Annotated in this window: 22 protein-coding genes and 1 tRNA gene; 2 read left to right on the plus strand and 21 right to left on the minus strand. The window is 41.9% G+C overall.

Going from position 1 to position 23,532, the window contains the following annotated elements:
• Positions 1-109: 109 nt before the first annotated feature.
• Positions 110-745, plus strand: a complete 636-nt coding sequence (locus HMPREF2877_RS06520) for a hypothetical protein (RefSeq protein WP_045001888.1) — start codon at positions 110-112, stop codon at positions 743-745.
• A gap of 70 nt (positions 746-815) precedes the next feature.
• On the opposite strand, the gene HMPREF2877_RS06525 is transcribed toward HMPREF2877_RS06520, so the two are convergent.
• The 8 genes from HMPREF2877_RS06525 to HMPREF2877_RS06560 form a co-directional block, all read right to left on the minus strand.
• On the minus strand, positions 816-2,207 hold the full coding sequence (locus HMPREF2877_RS06525) for an amino acid permease (protein WP_070579271.1): 1,392 nt from the start codon (positions 2,205-2,207) through the stop codon (positions 816-818).
• A gap of 169 nt (positions 2,208-2,376) precedes the next feature.
• Positions 2,377-2,634 carry a DUF896 family protein gene (locus HMPREF2877_RS06530; protein ID WP_002886085.1) on the minus strand — a complete coding sequence of 86 codons (258 nt, stop codon included), beginning with the start codon at positions 2,632-2,634 and terminating at the stop codon, positions 2,377-2,379.
• A 33-nt stretch (positions 2,635-2,667) separates the two neighbouring features.
• Positions 2,668-4,704 carry a glycine--tRNA ligase subunit beta gene (gene glyS, locus HMPREF2877_RS06535; protein WP_070579274.1) on the minus strand — a complete coding sequence of 679 codons (2,037 nt, stop codon included), beginning with the start codon at positions 4,702-4,704 and terminating at the stop codon, positions 2,668-2,670.
• 283 nt (positions 4,705-4,987) lie between these two features.
• Entirely contained in the window at positions 4,988-5,905 is a 918-nt protein-coding gene (glyQ, locus tag HMPREF2877_RS06540; RefSeq protein ID WP_002886077.1) for a glycine--tRNA ligase subunit alpha, read from the minus strand.
• Between the two features lie 456 nt (positions 5,906-6,361).
• A complete protein-coding gene (locus HMPREF2877_RS06545) occupies positions 6,362-7,606 on the minus strand; it encodes a YkvI family membrane protein (RefSeq protein WP_070579278.1) in 1,245 nt (414 codons plus the stop codon).
• Positions 7,607-7,711: 105 nt separating this feature from the next.
• Positions 7,712-8,860, minus strand: a complete 1,149-nt coding sequence (gene nagA, locus HMPREF2877_RS06550; RefSeq protein ID WP_070579293.1) for an N-acetylglucosamine-6-phosphate deacetylase — start codon at positions 8,858-8,860, stop codon at positions 7,712-7,714.
• An 84-nt stretch (positions 8,861-8,944) separates the two neighbouring features.
• The gene (locus HMPREF2877_RS06555; protein ID WP_070579281.1) at positions 8,945-10,576 is read right to left on the minus strand and encodes a Na/Pi cotransporter family protein; all 1,632 of its coding nucleotides are present in this window, start codon (positions 10,574-10,576) and stop codon (positions 8,945-8,947) included.
• Positions 10,577-10,712: 136 nt separating this feature from the next.
• Positions 10,713-11,789 (minus strand): SH3 domain-containing protein, encoded by a 1,077-nt coding sequence (locus HMPREF2877_RS06560; RefSeq protein ID WP_070579284.1) that lies wholly within the window; start codon positions 11,787-11,789, stop codon positions 10,713-10,715.
• A gap of 224 nt (positions 11,790-12,013) precedes the next feature.
• Here HMPREF2877_RS06560 and HMPREF2877_RS06565 point away from each other — a divergent pair, with 224 nt between their 5' ends.
• Positions 12,014-12,520, plus strand: a complete 507-nt coding sequence (locus tag HMPREF2877_RS06565; protein ID WP_070579296.1) for a YgjV family protein — start codon at positions 12,014-12,016, stop codon at positions 12,518-12,520.
• Between the two features lie 18 nt (positions 12,521-12,538).
• On the opposite strand, the gene HMPREF2877_RS06570 is transcribed toward HMPREF2877_RS06565, so the two are convergent.
• The 13 genes from HMPREF2877_RS06570 to tpiA all read right to left on the minus strand — a co-directional run bounded on the left by HMPREF2877_RS06570 (position 12,539) and on the right by tpiA (position 23,371).
• Positions 12,539-13,348 carry a Cof-type HAD-IIB family hydrolase gene (locus HMPREF2877_RS06570; protein WP_013990999.1) on the minus strand — a complete coding sequence of 270 codons (810 nt, stop codon included), beginning with the start codon at positions 13,346-13,348 and terminating at the stop codon, positions 12,539-12,541.
• A 165-nt stretch (positions 13,349-13,513) separates the two neighbouring features.
• Positions 13,514-14,092 carry an HD domain-containing protein gene (locus HMPREF2877_RS06575; protein WP_004183046.1) on the minus strand — a complete coding sequence of 193 codons (579 nt, stop codon included), beginning with the start codon at positions 14,090-14,092 and terminating at the stop codon, positions 13,514-13,516.
• Positions 14,093-14,108: 16 nt separating this feature from the next.
• Positions 14,109-14,765: a glucosaminidase domain-containing protein gene (locus HMPREF2877_RS06580; protein ID WP_004183048.1), complete on the minus strand. Its 657-nt coding sequence runs from the start codon at positions 14,763-14,765 to the stop codon at positions 14,109-14,111.
• A gap of 90 nt (positions 14,766-14,855) precedes the next feature.
• Positions 14,856-15,197: a P-II family nitrogen regulator gene (locus tag HMPREF2877_RS06585; protein WP_002886165.1), complete on the minus strand. Its 342-nt coding sequence runs from the start codon at positions 15,195-15,197 to the stop codon at positions 14,856-14,858.
• 10 nt (positions 15,198-15,207) lie between these two features.
• Positions 15,208-16,443 (minus strand): ammonium transporter, encoded by a 1,236-nt coding sequence (locus HMPREF2877_RS06590; RefSeq protein ID WP_013991001.1) that lies wholly within the window; start codon positions 16,441-16,443, stop codon positions 15,208-15,210.
• A 136-nt stretch (positions 16,444-16,579) separates the two neighbouring features.
• The gene (rsmI, locus tag HMPREF2877_RS06595; RefSeq protein ID WP_049553887.1) at positions 16,580-17,446 is read right to left on the minus strand and encodes a 16S rRNA (cytidine(1402)-2'-O)-methyltransferase; all 867 of its coding nucleotides are present in this window, start codon (positions 17,444-17,446) and stop codon (positions 16,580-16,582) included.
• Between the two features lie 2 nt (positions 17,447-17,448).
• A complete protein-coding gene (gene yabA, locus HMPREF2877_RS06600) occupies positions 17,449-17,769 on the minus strand; it encodes a DNA replication initiation control protein YabA (RefSeq protein ID WP_002887582.1) in 321 nt (106 codons plus the stop codon).
• Positions 17,756-18,562 (minus strand): regulatory iron-sulfur-containing complex subunit RicT, encoded by an 807-nt coding sequence (gene ricT / locus HMPREF2877_RS06605; protein WP_049529414.1) that lies wholly within the window; start codon positions 18,560-18,562, stop codon positions 17,756-17,758. Before ricT ends, yabA begins: the two co-directional genes overlap by 14 nt.
• Entirely contained in the window at positions 18,559-19,434 is an 876-nt protein-coding gene (locus tag HMPREF2877_RS06610; protein ID WP_070579287.1) for a DNA polymerase III subunit delta', read from the minus strand. Before HMPREF2877_RS06610 ends, ricT begins: the two co-directional genes overlap by 4 nt.
• 8 nt (positions 19,435-19,442) lie before the next feature.
• Entirely contained in the window at positions 19,443-20,072 is a 630-nt protein-coding gene (tmk, locus tag HMPREF2877_RS06615; protein WP_013991005.1) for a dTMP kinase, read from the minus strand.
• A 124-nt stretch (positions 20,073-20,196) separates the two neighbouring features.
• Positions 20,197-20,269, minus strand: a tRNA-Thr gene (locus HMPREF2877_RS06620).
• Positions 20,270-20,361: 92 nt separating this feature from the next.
• Entirely contained in the window at positions 20,362-22,347 is a 1,986-nt protein-coding gene (gene tkt / locus HMPREF2877_RS06625) for a transketolase (RefSeq protein ID WP_070579290.1), read from the minus strand.
• Positions 22,348-22,612: 265 nt separating this feature from the next.
• Positions 22,613-23,371 carry a triose-phosphate isomerase gene (gene tpiA, locus HMPREF2877_RS06630; protein WP_002890214.1) on the minus strand — a complete coding sequence of 253 codons (759 nt, stop codon included), beginning with the start codon at positions 23,369-23,371 and terminating at the stop codon, positions 22,613-22,615.
• Positions 23,372-23,532 lie beyond the last annotated feature (161 nt).

Raw genomic sequence — 23,532 nt, forward strand, 5'->3', positions numbered from 1 at the left:
AAGCCCTTACAAAAATATTTTTTTGTTTTTGAAGGTAAAATCTTGACCAAGATTATAAGTCATGATAAACTATTGTTAGTTTATAAACTAACAGAAAGAGAGTTACACGATGAAAACAAGAGCAATTATTGAATTTAAAGACACATACGCTAGTATGGAATGTCACGAGCTTGGTTACCAAACCAAGGAAACTGCCTTGGCTATTATTTCTCCCACTGGACATATTCTATCAAGTACACCGCTTTTCAGAAAGGCATATGGTTCAAACACTGCTCACATCAACCAGCTTCCTTTCAATATAGATGATCTCAGTATCACAGCAAAAGGTCTCAGTAAAAAAGCTAAAGCCAACTTGGAAGATTGGATTGCCCATACTATCATTCTTCCAATGGACTATGATAAGTACTTTACTAAGCATCAAGAACTTTTGCACCTCTTAGCAGAGTCACCAATCGTCGAGTCTGTCCAAGCTTTAACTTATAAGACAGTTAAGATTCATTTTTCCGAAGCCCTCAATGATGAGCATATTCGCCAACTGCAAGGGTTTATTCTTGCTCAGGCAGGTATCTATAGCTATATTGGGACATCTACAGTTTCAGATCGAAATGCCTACCAGGCTCTTGAATGGGCTAAACTTGATGTTAATGGTCGTTCACACAACGATCATAAGCCTGCTATTTTCCATCGTAGCAAGGGCCTCTTAGGTGGCTTCTTTCACCATGGAAACCAAGAAAGTATTGCATAAATAGTTACCGGGACACCTTGTCTCCTTTTTTTGCAACAAAAAACTCACCATAAAGGTGAGCTAAATTGATTTATTTACTGTGTTTCCAGTTACTATAGATACTAAATACGACAATCCAGATGGCTGCCCCAATAGCTCCGACAACTGTTGACTTTTGCAAGAAGAGACAAACAAAGACGAAGATGAAGAAAAGGATTGTCAATGGATTAAGAATCTTATAAGCTGGCATAAGGAATCCATCTGCCATAAACTCTTGAGATTTACGGTACTTGAGATGAGCAAGCATGGTCAAGATATAGATGGCAATATAGACCCCTGATGATGATGCAGTAATCAAAGCGAAGGCATCAGATACACCAGGCAAGACATTGATGAAGGCTGAAACACATACTACAATAGCTGAAACAATGATAGCACATGAAGGAATACCATTACGTGACAAAGTATCTAGCTTCAAAGCTTTCATGACTTTACTATTTGGTGTTTCCTTAGCAATTTGGAAGAGGTGACGACCTGTAGAGTAAAGTGTTGAGTTCAATGATGAAGCCGCTGCTGTCAAGACAACAAAGTTAATGAAGGCTGCTGCCCACTTGATACCAGCCATTTGGAAGACCGTTACGAACGGTGATTCATTAACTGGAAGTTTTTGCCATGGGAAGATAGCCATGATGGCAATGAGGGCACCCACATAGAAGATGACAATACGAATCGGAATCTCCTTGATTGCCTTTGGTAAAACCTTACGTGGATTTGCTGTCTCAGAAGTTGTAATCCCTACAAATTCGATGGCTTGGTAAGCAAAGAAGACCATTTGGAAGGTCATAACAAAGCTTACCCAACCTTTAGGGAACATCTGGAAGCCGTGTGTAATATTGGCAAGGCTAGCATGTCCAGCAGGGGTTTCAAAGTTGGTTGCTACCATAAAGATGCCTGTTGCGATAAGAGCAAGAATGGTGATAATCTTGATCATCCCAAACCAAAACTCAACTTCCCCGAAAATCTTAACCGCAATCAGGTTAACCGAACTCAGGATAATCAGGAAGATAATCTGAATCTGCCAAGCAGGCCAACTTGGGAACCAATATTGCACATAGGTCGAGACGGCCGTAATTTCTGCCATTCCAAGGAAAATCAGTGATACCCAGTAAGACCAACCCGAGAAGAATCCCCAGCCCTTACCAAGGTATTTGGTAATAAAGTTGATAAAGGTGTGCTGGTCAGGATCCATATAGAGCATCTCACCGATCGCTCGCATCATAAGATACATGAAGATACCAGTTAGTATATATACTAAGATGATTGAAGGTCCTGTTAGGGAAAGGGAACGCCCCGCCCCAAGGAAGAGACCTGTACCGATCGTACCAGCGATGGCAATCAGCTGGACGTGACGGTTTTGAAGACCACGTACCATCCCATTTTCAGTCTGGTTGTCGTCGTCTTTATGATGTTGCTTTTGCGACATTTTTTTCACTCCAATTCTATTGAGCACGACTCATTGAATCATGCCATTTTTTAACATAACTTATATTTTACCATTTTTTGCATAATCGGTCAAAAATTTATACAGAATATTCAGAATTTTACACTTCAAAACAAGGGCTTGGAAAGCTCCAAACCCTTGTTAATGGTTATTATGATTCCGGATCATCGAGGCTACGGCCATGCAAGCCTTTTTCACGTTGTACTTGACGTAGTTTTTCAGGTGTCACATCGTTACCTTCTTCGTCAACCACTTTAATTCCTTCGATATGGTGACGAACTGAGCGACGATAGCCCTCAATGTATTCTTCACGAAGTTTTGCTTGCTCCACTTCTTCTTCTGGAGTCAAACCTTCTGTTTTTTTCTTTTTAGCAAGCTCATTGATACGAGCGATTTTTTCAGGTGTCATAATAAGACCTACTTTCTACCTGTCATCAGGTCATTATTTTGTATTCAATTGATTGAAAGCTGCAACAGCGTTAGCTTTAGCTACAAGACCTGCAAGAAGGGCCAAACGGTTGTTTTTAACAGCCTCATCTTCTGCCATAACCATAGTATTGTCAAAGAAAGCATCAATGACTGGGCTAAGAGCAAAGAGTTGAGCCAATTTATCACTAGCTGAACCAGTCAATTCAAGCTCTTCAATCGCTTTAGCAAGGGCTTTTTCTTGATCATTTTCAAAGAGACTAGCATCGACTACTACTGAAGCATCTGCTTTTTCTGCCAAGTTGAAGGCACGTGAGAGTGATTCAACAGCAGACTTATAGCCATCCGCCTTAGCAGCTTCTGAGAGGGCGTCAGCTGCTTCAAGCATATCAGCCACGACAAAGTTTGAACCAGCAAGAACGGCTTCTTTGATATCTTTTGAAGTGCGTCCCATCATCTTGTCCACACGCGCTTTGATGAAGTTGATGACTTCTGCTTGATTATCATATGAAAGACTATCAAATGAAAGTCCGTAAAGGCTGTCAATCAACTCATCCATAGGGATATGCCAACCAAAAGCATCCAAGATACGAACAATCCCTTGTGTTGCACGACGAAGCGCATATGGGTCATTGGAACCTGATGGAATCAAGCCTACTGAGAAGAATGAAAGGAGGGTATCCAATTTATCTGCAAGCGCAAGGATAGCACCAACCTTAGTCTCTGGAAGAGCTCCGTCTGCTGAATCAGGAAGGTAGTGCTCACGGATAGCTGTCGCAACCGCAGCATCTTCACCAGCAAGGAGAGCGTATTTTTCACCCATGATTCCTTGCAATTCATCGAACTCTCCGACCATACCCGTCAAGAGGTCAAATTTGTAGATTTCAGCTGCACGAGCGACGGCTGCCGTTTCTTCAGCAGTCAAACCAGCTTGCTCAGCCAATGACGCTGCAATAACACCAGCACGCGCCATGTGTTCTGAAAGAGAACCAATTTTTTCATGGAAGGTCACGTTGGCCAATTTAGCAACGAGGTCTTCAATCTTAAGTTTTTGGTCTTCACGCCAGAAGAATTCACCATCTTCAAGACGTGCCACCAAGACTTTTTCATTTCCTCGGATAACATTTTCCAAGTGCTCAGCGTTACCATTACGGACTGAGATGAAGTTTGGTTTAAGTTTACCATCAAGGTCACGTACAACAAAGTACCGTTGGTGCGTTTCCATTGATGTCACCAAGACTTCTTCTGGAACGTCCAAATATTTAGTATCAAAGCTTCCCATGAAGGCAGTTGGGTATTCGACCAAGTTCAAGACTTCATTCAAAAGTCCTTCTTCGATTTGAACTTGAACACCTTGTCCTGCTTCGATGGCTTTGATTTGCTCACGAATCATGTTTTCACGTTCTTTGCTATCCGCAATCACGTAAACGGTACGAAGGTCTTCTTCATAGGAATCTGCATTGGTGATTTCCACTTCGTGTCCAAGGAAACGGTGTCCACGACTCACACGACCTGACTTGATATCCAAGAAATCAAGGTCGAGCGCTTCGTCGCCCAAAAGAACTGTCAAGGTGTGAACTGGGCGAATGTATTCAAAGGTGTTGTTGGCCCAGTGCATGCTGACAGGGAAGGTCAACGAAGCAAGCACTTCTGGAACGCCAGTCAAAACTTCTTTAGCTGGTTTTCCAGCTTCGTGCTTCGTGACATAAACGTACTCTTCACCCTTGACTTCACGAAATTCGATATCGTCAACCGTCAAGCCTTTTCCACGGACGAATCCTTGCGCTGCTTTTGAGAAGTTTCCATCTGCATCCAAGGCGATTTTCTTAGAAGGTCCTTTAAAATCTTCAGTCAAATCAGATTGTTGATCTGCTAAACCAATCACACGGACAGCCAAACGGCGTGGTGTTGAGAAGGTTTGAATGCTTTCGTATGAAAGACGGTTGTCATCCAAGAAGGCTGCCATTTTCTCACCGAGTTGTTTTTCACTTGGTGTGACAACGTAGGCTGGCAACTCTTCAAGTCCAAGTTCTACTAATAAGTTTTTTGTCATGTTTTTTCCTTTACAAAATTCTTTTTTTTGATAGGCACCTTAGGTACTGGGGACGTCGCTAACTAACTTTGTGAGGCTGTAGGGAAATCTTCTGTCTCCTTGGCATCGATTTCCAACAGTCTCATCAAAGTGGATTTAGCCAACTGATTTTTGAACCTAACGTTTCAAAAATCCCCATATACCAGTACGGCGGTGCCTATCCCTTTAGCAAGTCTTCGACTTGCCTCTGGGTAGCCATGTGGGCTCACTGTGTTTGCCCATTTTCCATTCTTGTAACTCTTTTTTATTCTTCCTCTTCTGCTAGGAGTTTTGCGCGTGTGGCTTCGTCAAGAAGTGGGTAACCGAGTTTCTTGCGTTCTGCGACGAAGGTTTTGGCTACTACACGGGCCAAGTTACGGATGCGGGCAATGTAGCCGGCACGTTCTGTAACAGAAACAGCACCACGAGCGTCAAGCAAGTTGAAGGTGTGTGAACATTTCAAAACGTAGTCATAGGCTGGGTGAACAAGGCCCAATTCCAAAGCACGTCCTGCTTCTTTTTCAAATTTTTCGAAGTTTTCAAGAAGCATATCTTGGTCAGAAACTTCAAAGCTGTATTTTGAGTGTTCATATTCTGGTTGAAGGAAGATTTCTCCGTATTTAACGCCTGGAGCCCACTCAATATCGTAAACAGAATCTACCTCTTGGATGTAAGAAGCCAAACGTTCCAATCCGTAAGTGACCTCAGAAGTTACCGGACCAGTTGCCAAACCACCAACTTGTTGGAAGTAGGTGAACTGAGTGATTTCCATACCGTCAAGCCAAACTTCCCAACCAAGACCAGCTGAACCAGTTGATGGGTTTTCCCAGTTATCTTCAACGAAACGAATATCGTGTTCCAAAGGATTGATGCCCAATTTTTCCAATGACTCAAGGTAGAGTTCTTGGATGTTTGATGGTGATGGTTTCATAACCACTTGGAATTGGTGGTGTTGGTAAAGACGGTTTGGGTTTTCCCCGTAACGTCCATCAGCTGGACGACGTGATGGCTCTACATAAGCCGCATTCCATGGCTCAGGACCAATGGCACGAAGGAAAGTGTAAGGGCTCATTGTTCCCGCACCTTTTTCATTATCATAAGCCTGCATGAGCATACAACCCTGGTCATTCCAGTATTGTTGCAAAGTCAAAATAATTTCTTGAAATGTTAATTTCTTAGACATTAAATACTCCTTGATTTAAATGATTTCTTGCGACACGAGTCTGCCTCGTCGATTATACGAGGCAAGACGAGTTAGTACTGCGTCTAGCTCAGGCACCCTAGTGCTGAGCGTGGGGCAGTCCGACTATAAGGAAGTATCTGCCACTGACGCAGTGGAAAGTCAATTTTTTAGACATTATTTACTCCTTATTCATAAAGTTTCTTGTGACTCAGGATACAAAAAGAACCGTGTCTCTGCTCCTAAGTCATTTGACCTAGGGGCGTCAGAAACGCGGTTCCACCCTAATTTATTACTTCATTTTATCTATTTGTCTTCAGCTCTTTGCTGAGAGAAAGCGCCACTTGCCTACTTTGCTCTACTTGGCTCTCACTGTCCCAAGCTCGCTAGAAAAACGCCATAAGCCCTTCTTTCTTGTCAGTATTATAGCAGAATTAGGGAAACTTGTAAAATAAAATTCTAATCCTTCTTACTGATTCCCATTTCCTGACGAACATGTGCATGAGAGTCTTCATGGAGAATATCATTATCAATAATTGAGGCATCTCGAAGTTCCTCGGCCTTTTTCTTGTCCTGATGGGTTAAGTCTTGATCTGGATCATACGCTTTCTCAACGATAGACAAGAGATGATTTCGAATTTCCTTCTCCTTACGAATTTTAGCTTTTTTGCGGTAGCTAGCCACAACCAGCACAACCAGCATCAGCATTCCCAAATAACCGATAATAGGATACATAACTGCTACCAGTTGACGGAAGCCCATGAAGGAAATAGCGAAACCAGCAAGGGCAAATGCAGCCACAAAGAACTTGAAGCGCTTCTCACTACCTGCTGAGAAGCGTTTCCCAAGGGCATAGTAGAGACTAAAGACGGTATTAAAAATCAAACCAAAGATGACTAAGGCGTAGAGTGTCGCAAAGATAGGGTTCACTTCCTTAGCAATAGCCAACATAGGAACATCTGAGCTAGCAATTTTATCACTGTTAGCAAAGAGAATCAAGGTCGTGACGAAGAAAATCACACCAACCACGAATCCTCCCCAGGCCCCACTCTTTTCAGCTTCATTGATTTTGAGAATAGAGCCACCCATGACAAAGGCCATGGCTATGGCTGACATGACACAAACGGCAAAATAGTTAACCACAGACAGCCAAATACTCGGAAAGGGCGATTGAATGGTTTGCGACACCTTATCCATCTCAGCAAAATCCCAATGACGACCTAAAACATTGGTCACGAATATCATGGCAATCATAACCAAAATCATAGGGGTAAAAACTCCAATAACACCGATGATTTTTTTGAAATCTAGAAAACTCACAAAGATAGTCAGAGCTGTACACAGGAAAGCACCTACCCAAATCGGAAAGCCGAACTGTTGATTTAGGTTAGCCCCTGCACCTGCCGTCATCACAAAACCAAACAGGAAACAAGTGATAATCAAAGCAATATCCAAAATACGGTAAATCACAGGATGACTGATTTCTGCCAGGACTACCGAATGATCATCTGAGCGGTAATAACTTCCCAGAGCAATCATGAGTCGCCCAAAGCCAACATGCAGAATTCCTAGGACAATGACACCCATCAATCCCCAAGCTCCAAAACTAACAAAATACTGTAAGAGGTCCTGTCCTGAAGATACTCCTGCACCAATCATTACACCGACATAGGCCAGAGCAATGCTCCAAATACGTTTTGACATATTACCTCCTGTAAAATACAAAGTATTTCTATTTTACACTACTCTAACACCTTTGTAAAAATCAACTAAAAATAGCACCTTCAACAGAAAGTGCTACTTATACTCTTATTTTTTCCAACCTTTTCGTCCATCAATATAGGTTGCTTGTAAGTCCAAGGAGTCATCTAAGACGATAAAATCAGCTGGTAGACCTGCTTTTAGGCTTCCGCAAATCTTTTCAAGCCCAACCGATTTAGCTGGAACACTAGTTGCCATCTGCAGAGCTTGAGCAACCGTCACAAGTCCCCAGTCAACCACATGTTTAACACCGTCTTTAAGTTGTAGGATAGATCCAGCTAGGTTACCACCTTCTTTGAGGCGGGCAGTACCATTTTCGACGATGACAGGAAGTTCACCCAGTATATAGTCGCCATCCGGACGTCCTCCCGCTGACATACAGTCCGTAATAAGGGCAACTCCTTGAGGTGTCTTTTGCTTGATAAGAACCTTACAAGCTGCAGGGACCGCGTGATGCCCATCTGCGATCAACTCACCAATCGTTTCTGGACTATCGAAGGCTGCTCCAACCATACCAGGCTCACGATGTGTAAAACCACGCATTCCGTTGTAGACGTGAACCCAAACGGATGCCCCGGCTTCCACTGCTGCCATGGCTTCTTCATATGTGGCATTGGAATGACCTAGAGCAATAGTTACGCCTTGCTTGGTTGCTTCCTGGATAAATTCAGATACTCCCTCACGTTCAGGGGCAAGAGCCAATTTAATCAATTTTCCTTGAGCTGCCTCCTGCCATGCCTTCAATTGTTCCACACTTGGATTGCCCATGTATTTAGGATTTTGAGCCCCCTTATAGGTTTCAGTGAAATAAGGTCCCTCAAAGAAGAGCCCTTGAATTTTGGCACCATTTTCCTTACCAACCGTACTAGCTGTTGTTTGGCAAATAGCCTTTAACTCTTCAAATGGCGCTGTTAGGGCTGTCGGTAAGAAAGAGGTCACACCTGCTGAAAGCAAGGCTTGACTCATGCCTAGAAGACTTTCCTCAGAATTATCCATGACATCATAACCCGCAAATCCATGAATATGAGTATCTACAAGACCCGGAGCAATCTGATAATCACTGTAATCCAGCACCTCTGCACCTTCTGGTACATTTTCCGACCAATCGCCGAAACGACCATCCACAATCGCTAGGTAGCCACCTTCCTTGATTTTATTTTCAAAGTAAAAACGTTTGGCTGAAATATAATAGGTCATAGGACCACCTCTCATCATTTTTCTATATTCTTAATACGCTTTCATTATATCAAAAAAGCCGAGAAATTTTCTCGACTTTCTCTATTAAATCACACCTTCTGTAACCTTTTCAACAAGATTAATCGCATGGTCTGCGATACGTGTGTAATGTGAGAGGTAATCAACATAGTTGATACCTGCTTGTGCAGTACATTCACCATTGTTAAGACGTTTGGTATGTGTTTTACGCAATTGTTTTTCAAGTTTTTCCAACTCTTCATGACGAAGGATGACTTGACCTGCAAGTACCTTGTCATCATCTACAACCACACGAATACTATCAAGGGCGATGCGGTGAGTACGGTTGTAAACATCCGCAAGCTCAGCCTTGGCAGTATCAGAAAATTCAATTCCCTTATTATGAATGTGTTGTGAAAGGTTTGCACTTGCAACTGCAAGGTCACCAATGCGCTCCAAGTCACGAACAGAGTCAAGCACACTTGCCAACACTTCATTTTCAGAAACGCTTAGAGATTCGTTAGAGATGTCAATCAAGTAAGTTGTCAACTCTTCGTCAATACTATTAACTGCTGTTTCATACTTCTCAACCTTATCGAAGTATTTCTCATCTCCCTTAGCAAAGAAAGCATAGGAAGCTTCCAAAGACTGGATGGCGTATGACGCCAAGTGTACCAATTCTTTCTTAGCATTACCAAGGGCAATAGCTGGTGCTTGTGTAATAAGCAAACGGTCCAAGTAGAGTGCTTCGTACTTGTTAATCTCATCTTCACCAGGAATAATCTTAGTTACAAGGTAAGCTAGAACTCCGATGAATGGGAATTGAACGATAGTATTTGCAATGTTAAAAGTACCGTGAGCAAAGGCGATAGTCATCTCTGGTGTCAAACCAAGCACAGATTTAAACCATTGAATCAAGGCTGTGAATGGTACCAAGAGAATCAAACACAAGACCGTCCCAATAACATTGAACAGGACGTGAGCCCCTGCCACACGTTTAGCTGCAATGTTTGAACCAAGGGCCGCAAGAACCGCTGTGATAGTTGTCCCGATATTATCCCCAAAGAGGATCGGAAGGGCACCTTGTAGGTCAAGCAAACCACCTGAATAGAGACTCTGAAGAATACCGATGGTCGCTGCTGATGACTGAATCAACATAGTCAAACCAGAACCAATGATAACTCCCATGATTGGGCGATTACCAAGTGTCGCCAAGTAGTCCTTAAAGGCTGTAACTGACTTCAAAGGCTCAACCGCATCTCCCATGAGGTTAAGGGCAAAGAAAATCCCCCCTACACCAAACAAGATACGACCTAGGTTATTGAGCTTCTTATTGCTTGTAAAGAAGAGAAGCGCAGCCCCCAGGAAAATCACTGGAAGGGCATAGTCACCAAGCTTGAAACCAATCATGAAGGAAGTTACGGTTGTACCGATGTTTGCCCCCATGACAATCCCAATAGCCTGACGAAGACTCAAAAGCCCTGCCGAAACCAGACCAACGACAATAACGGTAACCCCTGAACTCGACTGAATCAAGGCCGTCATGACAATACCAATCAAAACTCCTAAAAACGGGTTGCTGGTATACTTATCGATGTAAAAGCGCAACTTATCTCCGGCTGCTTGTTGAAGACCATCTCCCATGTACTTGATACTAAAGAGGAAAAGCCCCAAACCACCGAGGAAAGAAAACGCAATATCTTGCCAATTTACTGACACATTTTTGTCCTCATTATTTAAAAATTTTCGGTAAAACCGACCTTTCTATTGTATCGATTTATTAGGGAATAGACAAGACTTTTTCCACAAAATAATAGAAAGATCAGAAGAAAATCTGACCTTTCTAGATGTCTCATTAATCCACTTGAACATAACGACGAACACCACTATAGCTGATGTAAGAAATCCAACTATGACCGTCTTGAGTAACCTTCATATCAAAGTTAATCTTATCGCCTGCTTCTAAGTAAAATTCAACTGGAGCCGTATCACTAGGAGTATTTTTGACGGCTGTACGTTTGGCAAGCGTGTAGCTGCCAGATTCTGCAATACCACCATCAATTGGAAGTTGATTGTCAGTAACCGTCACATCTTTAGGTAATGTCACAATGTCTGATTCTTTAAAGTAGACCTTTGTTCCACCAGTACTAGTTACTTGAATGGTATCTTGTTCGTAGCTGGGACCAGAAATAGCTGCCTTTTTAGAGACAAAACTAATATCGCCAACAATACCAGAAGTGTCCCCTCTATCTCTTGAGAGGGTGGCATCATACTTACCTGAGCCCTCTTGATAATTATCTTTCGGGTGCACATAATTGTGAACTGTCGCTTGACCTTGGGCAGTGATATCTCCTACTAGGCTAGTGTTGTTAAAGACCAGACGACTGCCATCACTGGACTTCCAAGTACCAGCAATACTATCAAACTGACCACGCGCTACAGCACTCACATCCATATCCACGGTGGTTACTTGCGTATCCGTTTTAGATTGAGCTTGACTGCTAGATTGACTACTTGAAGCTTGGCTATCACTTGAGCTCTTTGGCGCTTGGGATTGACTGGCTGAAGACTGGCTCTCGTTTGAAGATTTAGGAGCTTGGGACTGGCTGCTTGAGGGAACTGATGAACTCTTTGAAGATGATGACTGAGACTGACTACTACTTGAACTTGGGGCAGAAGCCTTTTGACTACTTTGCGTACTTGAAGATTCCGTCTTTGAACCCGAAGACTCCTTGACCTTAGCACTAGAATTGCTAGTCTTACCGCTATCTTTACTAGATGTTTTAGCCTTACTTGATGAGGTCACCTGGCTGCTCTTAGGCGTCTTATCTGCTGAACTCGATTCCTTATGGCTGGAACAGGCCGTCAGCAAAGCCACTGAGGAAAGGGTAACCATGGAAAGCACGATTGCTTGGGAAAATTTGTTTTTCATAATCATTTCCTCATTTCTAGTCTTTCGTAAAAAGTAAAGATAGGACCTATGTTACAAGGAAACATCAGGTTCTCTCTACTTTTAAAGGAACAATCTCTTTTACACTTTTATTATATCATTTTCTAATGTAAACGCTAACATATTAGCGCTGTAAATCCTAAAAAAGAGATGAAAATATCTTGAATCCTTGTGATATAATGGAGACAAAAATTGAAAGTTATACCATGACAATCTATCTTCTAGCACAAGTATTCTCAGCCATAGGTGCCCTATGTGTCGCCATATCTTCTTTTGCAAAATCAAAAAATAAGATGCTGGTCTGGCAAATTACCGACTACATTTTTACTGCTATTGCGAACCTGCTTCTAGGGGGGTATACCGGTGCTTTAACCATTAGTATTTCCATTATACGTAATAGCTTGATGGTCAAAAAGAAGATGACCAAGGCTATCTTGACCATCCTCATCATTATTCAAATCATCGTAGGATCCTATCTCAATCAGCTTGGACTTATTGGCTATCTGCCAATCATCTCTTCAGTCTCTTATAGTTTAGCCATTGCCATCACACGAAACCTTCAGTGGCTTCGCTGGGTCATCATTGAGAATATGTTACTTTGGCTCATTTACGATTTGACCATTAAGGCCTACCCCGCTGCCATCACTGACGTCACTATCACACTAACTACCCTCATTGCCATTATTCGAAATCGAAAAAACTTTAGCAGATAGAAGCTAAAGGTCTTTTTCTTATAAAGCCCAAGTACGAATAGCGTGGGCTACGCCTGCCTCGTCATTTGTCAAGGTCACATACTTACACAACTCTTTAATATCGTCACTAGCATTACCCATGGCAACACTTTGACCGACGAATTGAAGCATTTCAAGGTCATTAGCAGCATCACCCAGAGCCATGATTTGATCTGGAGCAATTCCAAGTTTTTCCGCTAAATGCTTAAGTCCACTGGCCTTAGTTGCCCCCTGTGGCATGATTTCAAAGATATAGTCTTGGCTACGAACTGTGCTATAGCTTTGACTAAGTCTATCTTGCACTGCGTTTTGGAAGGCGTCCAAAGGTTCAGAATCAGCCATATACATGGCTTGGAAAATCACTTGCCCTTCCGCAAAGATTTCTTCCAAACTTCTAGCCTTCGCTTCTGTGAAAACAGTGCTAGCATCATAAGCTACTAGCTCAGGCACTTCATCGCCCACAACATAGTAAGTCTTCTCACCAGTCAAGGTTAGAGCCACCTCTGGAAAGTCTTCGCAAGCCTGCAAGAGTTCTTCCATCTCAGAGCGAGATAAACTTTCATATTGAAGCAACTTCCAATTTTTTGTCTCATAAGTTGAACAGCCATTATTCATGATAATGTACTCTTCTTCACTCAGTCCTAATTTCTCAAAATGCGGAAGAATACCTGAACGTGGGCGTCCTGTACAAAGGACAATTTTGATACCTGCCGCAGCTGCTTCTTGAATAGCTTTAATATTCTCTGCAGGAATCTCTTTTTGGCTATCTAAGAGTGTTCCGTCCATATCTATTGCAATCAATTTAATCATACTATCTAACCATTTCTCTTTCAAGGGAGTGCAAAAAAAACATCGAGGTGTGCATCTCAAATCCTAATATAACTACTTCTATTATAACACAGAAAAATCAAAAAAGACGTGCCGAATTGACACGCCCTTGTCTTCTATAAACCAATCCGTAGGGACCAATTGATATTATAAATACAAGCCCTTTTCTACACTTTTCTGAACCAACTCTTCAGTCAACTTCCATAACTCTTCAGACTCATCTTTTATAAATTTTTTCTTCTCTAATACCATCTCTGAACTAATATGATCTGGATTATAATTTAATTCTGACACTTCCAAGTGGTTTATCAGTGGTACCAATGCGTCAATCACTCTTGCATATCTTGCCTCAGCACTCTGCCCTTTTTCAAACTCCAACCAAGAATTTTTCATATTCAAATATTTTTCTTCTGGAAGGATGCTCATTGTTTTTTCTATAGATTCTAGCTCTCTATCATGAGAATGAAGCTTTTTTTCATCATCAAATACCCAAGTATCTCCAGCATAAATCTCACCTAAATCATGAATCAGTAACATAGACATTACCTTTTCCATATTCAATCTTTCAGGATAATAATCTTGAAGAACCATAGCAGCTATCGCACCCTGCCAAGAATGCTCAGCACTATTTTCAAACCTTCCATCAAGGGTTCTATTAAATCTTGTTACTGATTTTAATTTCTCTATTTCTGTAATAAAATCAACTGTTTTATTCAAATTACTCATCGCTGCTCGAACCTCTCTAATAAGTGTCATAAATGGTTAACTGGTATTGTTCAATGATGCTGTTTAGTTTGTCTCCATAGGTTGTATCTGTTGCGTAGACCCCTGTTAGGGCAGCTGTCGCATCCTTATAATTCTTAGTATTGGAACGGTGCACCCCTACATAGTAGCTCCCCTCAAGGAAATCCACATAGTCCTGTAAAGAATTTTCCACAGAACCATAAGAACGAAAAGCCGCATCAATATAGTAAGGATTGCCCTTACCATCATCCTCCCAGGTCGGTAGGGTCACACTTTGACCATTGTAGTCCCCCTTAATCCCAAAGAAGTTATAGGACGGCTTCTGACTCAAAGTAGATTGTCCAGAGTCGGATTCCAAGATGGCCTGAGCAATCATGACAGATGCATAAAGATCGTTTCTAGCTGCCAAATAGCGGGACGTCTCGCCAATCTCGGCAATAAAAGCAACCGTCCTCTCATCTGTAGATGTCATGTTTTTTTCCATAGTCAACTTTGGAAAATTCAAACTAGCTAGGAGTCCCAATAAGGCAAATAGGCCAATAAAAATCAGACTCCACTTTTGGAAAAATTTAGGAAAGAGCAAGAAAGACTTCTGTTTCTTTTTAGTTTTCTTAGGTCTAGCTTTAGACTTACCTTTCTTTTTTCCTTTTGCCAATCGGTCACCCCCTCAATCATACTAACTCCTCTAAGTATATCAAAATTCACTAAAAAAGACCCAAACCAACCGGTTTAAGCCTTCATTATATTAAATGGCGTCTCCACCACGTTCGCCTGTACGAATACGGATAACATCATCAATAGGAACAATAAAAATCTTCCCATCACCAACTTCTCCTGTCGCCACGGCGCTCCGAATGGCATCAACAACTTCGTCAACCGCCATATCCTTAACTACAATTTCAACCTTAACCTTAGCTAATAAGGTAGGAACAATGCGCTGTCCACGAACAAACTCTGCAAAGCCACGTTGATTACCATAACCTAGAACTTGACTTACAGTCATCCCCTTAGCCAAGCCACTACCAGTCAAGGCATTTTTCAAATCTTCCAATTTATCCGAACGAATAATCGCTTCTACTTTTTTCATCTGTATTCTCCTACGAATCTAAGCCCATAAAGGTTGGATAGGCTGTCTCTTTGTGTTCACAGTCATCAAGACCAATAGCTTCATCACGGTCACTAACACGCAAAGGCATATAATGAGCAATTACTTTAATAATACCATAGGTCACAAGAGCAGACCAAATAGCTGTAAAGATAATAGCTAAAATGGTCACAATAAAGAGATGGGCCTTTCCATAAATCAAGCCAATATTGGCCTTATCTAGGGCTAAATCCGGTGTCGTAAAAATCGCGGTAGCCAAACCACCAAAGATTCCTCCAACGCCGTGGCAACCAAAAGCATCCAAAGCATCATCATAGGCAAAACGTTTCTTCAAGACAGAAATAGCATAGAAACAAATCGGACTAACCATAAGACCAATTAGAATAGCGCTCCAAATTGAAACAAAACCTGCTCCAGGTGTGATTGCAACCAGTCCTGCCACCAAACCGGTTGAACCACCAACCAAGGATGGATGTCCTGTGACATGTTTTTCAATTGCCAACCATGAAAACATGGCTGCAGCAGCTGAAACATGGGTGGTTACTAGCGCGTGCACTGCCAAGCCATTAGCAGCCAAGGCTGATCCTGCATTAAAGCCAAACCAGCCAAACCATAAGAGACCCGCTCCCAATAGGACAAAAGGAACATTATGAGGACGGTGTTCTAAAATGCCAAAATCACGACGTTTACCAACAACGATTGCCAAAACCAAGGCCGATACCCCCGAGGTAATATGAACCACATCACCACCTGCGAAGTCAATTGTCCCCCATTTAGCAAGGAGCCCTTCGTCCCAAACCATATGTGCAAATGGATAGTAGACAAGAAGTAACCAAAAGACAACAAAGATGGCTAAAGGTGTAAAGCGCATCCTTCCTACTACTGAACCCGTCAAAATCGCCACACAGATAATCGAAAACATCATCTGAAAAGCAGCAAACAGCATATCAGGAATGGTTAGACCACGACTTGAGGCAGTTTCAGACACGCCATTTAAAAAAAGGTGACTGAAATTACCGAAGATATTCCCATGACCGCCAAAAGAAAGCGAGTAGCCAGCAACAATCCACAAGAGGGAAGCTATAGCTAAGGGAAGAACAGACATCATCATGGTATTGATAACATTCTTACGACGTCCAAGCCCACCATAGAAGAAGGCCAAGGCCGGTGTCATCAAACAAACCATGGCTGAACAAATCAATATAAAGGCACTGCTACCTGTATCCATGAAACCACTCCAATTCACAAATTATTCTATGTCAGATAATATAACACAAAAATATGAGATAAACAAGCGTATTTACGGAATTTTTTGATAATTCTTTCTTTTCTGACATCTTATGTCGCCACAAAAAAAGAGCCTCTTAAACCCCATGGAAAAGGTTATAAAGCTCTTGTCTGTTTATTTTTCGCTCTTTAGCAACGGTTTTTATAGCCTGATTAGGTTTCATGCCAGAAGCAATTAAAGCTTCAACAGCCTCTACTGGCGTAACATCTGATGTTAGATTTTCTTCCCTATTATTTTCAGAAGCTCCAGCCACAATCAGTAAACATTCTCCCTTGAGAGGATTACTAGCAATATAATCTAAAATTTCTGAAATTGACCCTCGCTGGTACTCTTCATAAAGCTTGGTTAATTCTCGAACTAGCGTTACTTGACGATTGCCATAGACCTCATGCATATTTTCAAGGGTATCCGCCACACGGTATGGTGACTCGTAAAAAATCTGTGTCTCAGGATAAGATACTTTTTCCTTGAAGAAATCAATCTGCTGTCCCTTTTTACGAGGCAGGAAGCCATAAAAAATATGAGGTTGGGGTGCTAAACCACTAGCAATCAAGGCTGTAATACCAGCTGATGCTCCCGGTAAGGCCACCACAGGAATATTCTCAGCAATGGCGGCTTTGACCAAATCATGCCCAGGATCCGAAATGGAAGGCATACCAGCATCAGAAACCTGAGCCAAAGAAAGACCTGATTTCAAGCGCTCCAGTAAATCTGGAATTTTCTCATAGGCATTGTGCTCATGGAAAGAATACTGCTTGGTTTCAATCTCAAAATGCTTGAGCAAGAGACCCGTATTGCGCGTGTCCTCCGCACAAATAAGATCCACCTCTTTCAGGATTTGCACACTACGAAAAGTCATATCCTGCAAATTTCCAATAGGAGTAGGAACCAGATAGAGGGTACCGTAACTAGATTGCCCCTTAAAACTCTTTTGAACCTGCATGTTTAGTCTCCGTACAACAATTCTGCACAGAAGCCGCAAGCTTCATTATTGTCACGACGTTGGCCGTAGAAATCTGGACAAATATGGAATCCATCATCGTAAATAGCCTCGAGGTTCACCTTACCATGAGACATTTTAGTTCCTGTCTCCTCTTGAACCACTTGACTCAAGTGCTCACGCAACTTGTCATTTTCCAACTTGAGGGCCGTATTTTCATCAAGAATCCCTGAGAAGTTCGCCTTAATTGCTTCCACTTCTGCCAACATCGACATCAAATTTTGTGATAATTCCTCGAATTTATCATACAATTCACGCTTTTCCATTTAGCTGAACTTCCTCCACTCCATAAGTTAGGGGCGCACGCCCTTTTTCAAATAAAACCTTAATGGTCCCTGCAATCACATCAATGGCAACGACCTGACCCGTGCCATCCTTGGTTTCAATTTCATCACCCAAGTCAGGATAACTCGCCTTGCTATCTCGGTAAAAGTCATCTTCATAACTGAGACAACACATAAGTCGACCACAGACCCCATTCATCTTACCAGAATTCAAAGATAAACTCTGATTTTTAGCCATCTTAATCGATACTGGTGGGAATTCACCCAAAAAACTAGAACAACAAAGTGCTCGGCCACAAGGTCCTAAGCCACCATAGATTTTTGATTCCTCACGACTTGAAATTTGACGCAACTCAATACGTGTCTTAAAGTAAGAAGCCAGATCTTTGAGCAACTGACGAAAATCTACCCGTTTTTCAGCTACAAAACTGATTAACACATAAGAGTTATTTAGTGGAAAGACAATATCAACCACCTTCATATCTAGCTGATTTTGAGCAATTAAATCAGCCACTACTCCCATACTCTTTTCAGCTTTCAAAAGATTTTCATCATATCTAGCAAAATCTTTCTCCCCTGCCAATCCTTCAACCCGATTCAAATCCGCAGGCAAACTAACCTCAGGAAAATCTGTGTTTTCCATGACAACCTGGGCTAGGCGCTTATCTTTTTTCTCCAAAACGACTACAAAGTCATCTTTGGCGTAATTTTTATCAGGAACAACGTATTCTACTGCTCCAGTTTCTTCAAATTTTATTCCAATGACTTCTGTCATGATAATACCATATACTCTATTGCATTTTGAAAGCTGACATTAGCTAGCCACATTTTTCGTGCCTCATAAACTAAGTCTAGCCATCGCCTTGCTTGTGGATTTTGTATATCCTTCCCCATTTGATAAGTTAAAAAAGCCCAGACCATCTCTTGTTCCGACTTTTCACTACACTGGACAGCCAGTTTTGCAACGTCCAAATAAAGCAGGTCCTGATTAGATAGCAGGGACTGTGTGAAACGCTCTACTGTATTAATCAGATCAAGAATCTTATTATCTTTAGCTAAGTCTAAAGCCTGAACATCATCTTTAGCAAAGTCCGCCAACACTTTGGCTTGTGTCAGCAACAAGCCTTCCTTCTGCAGCAATTCTTCCAGATATGCCCGATTCTTTGGAAAATAAAAGAGTTGAGCTCGGCTTTTAATCGTAGGTAACATACGACTATCATCAGCTGTCAAAAGAAAAATATAAATCTGACTTTGAGGCTCTTCAATAAAATTTAATAGACTATTAGCAGCATTGATATGCATCTTATCTGCATCACGAATGATAAAAACCTGAGCCTGCCCCTCAAAACTTGATTGACTAAACTCTCTGGTCAACTGACGAATCGTGTCCGTCTTAATAATCTGTCCTTGTGGCTCTACTAATTTAACATCAGAAAAGTCCCCCTGTGCAATCAAGCGACAGGAACGACAGTGGCCACAAGGTAGACCATCCTCAGGAGTTAGGCAAAACCGACTCTGTGCTAGCCAAATAGCCATGTCGAGACTTCCAAAATCACCCGAAAACAAATAAGCATGACTCAAACGATTTTCCCTGATAATTTGTGAAAACTCTTCAAATAGTTTGCTTTGACTTTCAGCTAACTTCATCTTGCTCCTTATAAATAGCCTTTAATTACTTCCCAAGCTTGCTCTACAACATCCTCAAAAGCCTGTGAGGCATCGATTAACTTGATACGTTCTGGTTCAGCCTGTGCTAAATCTAAATAACCTTGACGTACACGCTGATGTAGGTCAAGCTTCTCTAAATCCAACCGATTGACTTCACGTTCGCCGCTGGCTGCAATGCGGGCCAAACCAGTCTCAGAATCCACATCAAACAATAGGGTCACATCAGGTTTATACCCATCAGTCGCATAGGCATTTAACCAGGCAATCTCATCCTGGTCCAAGCCACGACCAGTCCCTTGATAGGCAACTGATGAATCAATAAAACGATCCATGATGACCATATTGCCTTTTTCAAGCTCTGGCAAAACCTTCTCAACTAGATGTTGACGGCGAGCCGCAATATAGAGTAAGAGCTCTGTCTTAGCATCCATAGCCGTATTATCTACATCCAGAATAACCTCACGGATTTGCTCTGCAATAGCTACTCCACCTGGTTCACGTGTCGTCACGACTTGAGCTGGATAAACTTCTCTTAAACGTGGCAAAAGCGCCTCCAAAACTGTAGTCTTTCCAGCACCATCTGGCCCTTCGATTGAGATTAATAATCCTTTTGACATGATACTTCCTTTTTGATTTCTTTACTTTCTATTTTATCAAATTTTAGCTCAAATGAACAATCAAGGACAAAAGAAAACAGAGGTTTCTAAAAACCCCTTTTTTCTATCTGAGTACTTCTGACCATGCCGATTGCAGGTTTCGAACCTGTGACCTACGCGTTACGAGTGCGTTGCTCTACCAACTGAGCTAAATCGGCTAACACAGTTATTCTAACACTATGCCCTAAAAAGTCAAGTTCTGTATGAAATTTACAAAAAAGAACTTGGACTAGCCAAGCTCTTTCTTTTCTTACAATGATTTGTAAAGTTGACTTGCATTTTCAACAGTGAAACCATATTCTTTAAAGATACGGTCACCAGGTGCTGAGGCACCCCAAGTATCAATAGTAAGTGTTTTACCTGCAAGACCAACGTATTTGCCCCAACCAAAGCTAGTTCCAGCTTCGATAGCCAAACGTTTTGTCACAGCTGCTGGAAGAACTTCTTCTTTATATGCAGCATCTTGTTCATCAAAGAGATTTTGTGATGACATTGAAACAACACGGACATGCACGCCTTCAGCTTCAAGAGCCGCTTGAGTATCAAGAGCCAATTTCACTTCAGAACCAGTCGCAATGATGATACCATCAAGATCACCTTTAGCTTCTGAGATAATGTAAGCCCCTTTATTGACACCAGCTTCAGCATTTTCAGCTGTACCATCAAGGACTGGCAAGTTTTGACGTGTCAAAACTAGCATTGTTGGACGTTCAGTCTCAGCCAAGGCACGTTTCCAAGCAGCATTAGTTTCATTACCATCTGCAGGACGGATAACGTTAAGGTTAGGCATTGAACGCACACTTGCCAATTGTTCGATTGGTTCGTGAGTAGGTCCATCTTCACCAACTGCTACTGAGTCGTGAGTCATAACATAAGTTACTGGCAAGTTTTGAAGTGCTGCCATACGTACTGCTGGAAGCAAGTAGTTTGAGAAGACGAAGAAAGTACCACCATAAACGCGAGTACCACCATGAAGAGCAATACCATTCATCGCTGCAGCCATAGCAAACTCACGTACACCGAACCAAATATTACGTCCAGCATAGTTGTCTGGTTGGAAATCAGACTCAGCCTTAACCATAGTATTGTTAGAAGCTGAAAGGTCTGCTGAACCTCCCCAGAATGAAGGAACTTGTTCAGAAATCTGTTGGATTGCTTGTTGGCTTGACACACGGCTAGCTACTGCTGAACCCACTTCATGAGTATTCAAGTCAACGTGTGCAGGTTCATTCGCAAAGGCAGCCTTGTATTCCGCAGCCAATTCTGGGTAAGCAGCTTCATATTCTGCAAATTTAGTTTGCCAAGCATTTTCAGCAGCTTCACCACGGAATTTAATACCAACTTCGAAACGACGTGCGACTTCATCTGGAACTGTAAATGCTGGTGCATCGTAACCGTAAACACCTTTTGCGTGATCAATGCCGTCTTGACCAATTGGAGCACCGTGGACAGCTGATGTTCCTTGTCCTTCAGCTCCGTAACCAATGATTGTCTTAACTTCGATAATAGATGGTTTATCTGTCTCAGCTTTAGCTTCTTCGATTGCTTTAGCAATAGCTTCCAAATCATTACCATCTTTGACAAGAATGTGTTGCCAACCATAAGCTTCAAACTTAGCCTTAACATCTTCAGTGAAAGCCATTGAAGTTGGCCCATCAAGTGAGATATCATTTGAATCGTAAAGAAGTACCAACTTACCAAGTTTAAGGTGACCAGCAAGACTAGCAGCTTCTTGAGAAACACCTTCCATCAAACATCCATCGCCATGGAGGGCATAAGTATAATGGTCAACAATATCAAAACCAGGTTTGTTAAATTTAGCTGCCAAGTGTGCTTCAGCCATTGCCATACCTACAGCATTAGCAATTCCTTGACCAAGAGGACCTGATGTTGCTTCAATACCATCTGTATGGTTAACTTCAGGGTGACCTGGAGTCTTAGATCCCCATTGACGGAAGTTCTTCAAGTCGTCCATTGTCACGTCGTAGCCAGAAAGGTGCAAGAGACTATAAAGTAAGGCAGAACCATGACCTGCAGAAAGAACAAAACGGTCACGGTTTGTCCAGTTACGGCTTGTCTTTGGATTAACATTCATCACATGGTTCCAAAGCACATAAGCCATTGGCGCTGCACCCATAGGAAGACCTGGGTGCCCAGAATTCGCGGCTTGAATTGCCTCGATCGAAAGCGAACGAATAGTGCTGACCGCCATTTGGTCAATTGCATCAAAAGTCATGATTCTAACTCTCCTTTTTTGGAAAAAATGCGGAGCATACAGACTATTAGCATCTGAGCTCTAGTTATACTACTTTCATTATAGCATATTATCTGTCTCTTTGGGCAATCCAATTCTATTTGTCAAACCCTAAACCCATAAAATATAGGGCCTAAAGCGTTCGTTTATACAAACCCACACTATTTGTCTTATCCCAAGCGATTTATTTGTAAAACTATTCATCAAAAAATAAAAAAGCCGAGAGAAACCTCGACTTTATCTAAAATTATTTAACGAAGTCAAGCAATGCCAAGAAGCTTTCAGCTTCAAGTGATGCACCACCTACAAGAGCTCCGTCAACGTCTGGACAAGCCATGTATTCAGCAACGTTTTCAGGTTTAACTGATCCACCGTATTGAACACGTACTTTATCAGCAACTTCTTGACCAAAGTCAGCAGCTACAACGTCACGAACAACTTTACACATTTTTTGTGCGTCGTCTTGTGAAGCTGATTTACCAGTACCGATAGCCCAGATTGGTTCGTAGGCGATTACTGTTGAAGCGACTTGTTCTGCAGTCAATCCAGCAAGAGCAGCTGAGACTTGAGCACCTACGAATTCTGCTGCTTTACCAGCTTCGTAAGTTTCAAGCGATTCACCACAACAGATGATTGGAAGCATACCATTAGCAAAGATTGCTTTTGCTTTTTTGTTGATGTCTTCATCAGTTTCGTGGAAGTAGTCACGACGTTCTGAGTGACCGATAACAACGTAGTCAGTACCGATTTCTTTCAAAACTTGTGGGCTAGTTTCACCAGTGAAGGCACCAGCATTTTCAAAGTAAGTGTTTTGTGCAGCAACTTTAAGGTTTGAACCTTTAGCAGCAGCAAGTACAGCTGTCAAGTCAACTGCAGGAGCTGCGATACCAGCTTCAACAAGATCTGATGAAGGAAGTTTTGATGCTACAGCTTCAACGAATGCTTTTGCTTCTTCTGGATTTTTGTTCATTTTCCAGTTACCAGCGATAAATGGTTTACGTGACATTTTACATACCTCTTCTTTTATTTATTTACTCGTTTATTTTATCACAAATCCCTTACTATTACTAGGATTTTAGGAAAATTCCGAAAACTCAACCTGCTTTATGCCTATTTACTACCATCAAAACTTAGATTAAGCATCTTGAATTGTCAAATTAAGTGCAT

This window comes from Streptococcus sp. HMSC072D03 (assembly GCF_001812855.1).
In the GTDB taxonomy this organism is placed as follows: domain Bacteria; phylum Bacillota; class Bacilli; order Lactobacillales; family Streptococcaceae; genus Streptococcus; species Streptococcus salivarius_D.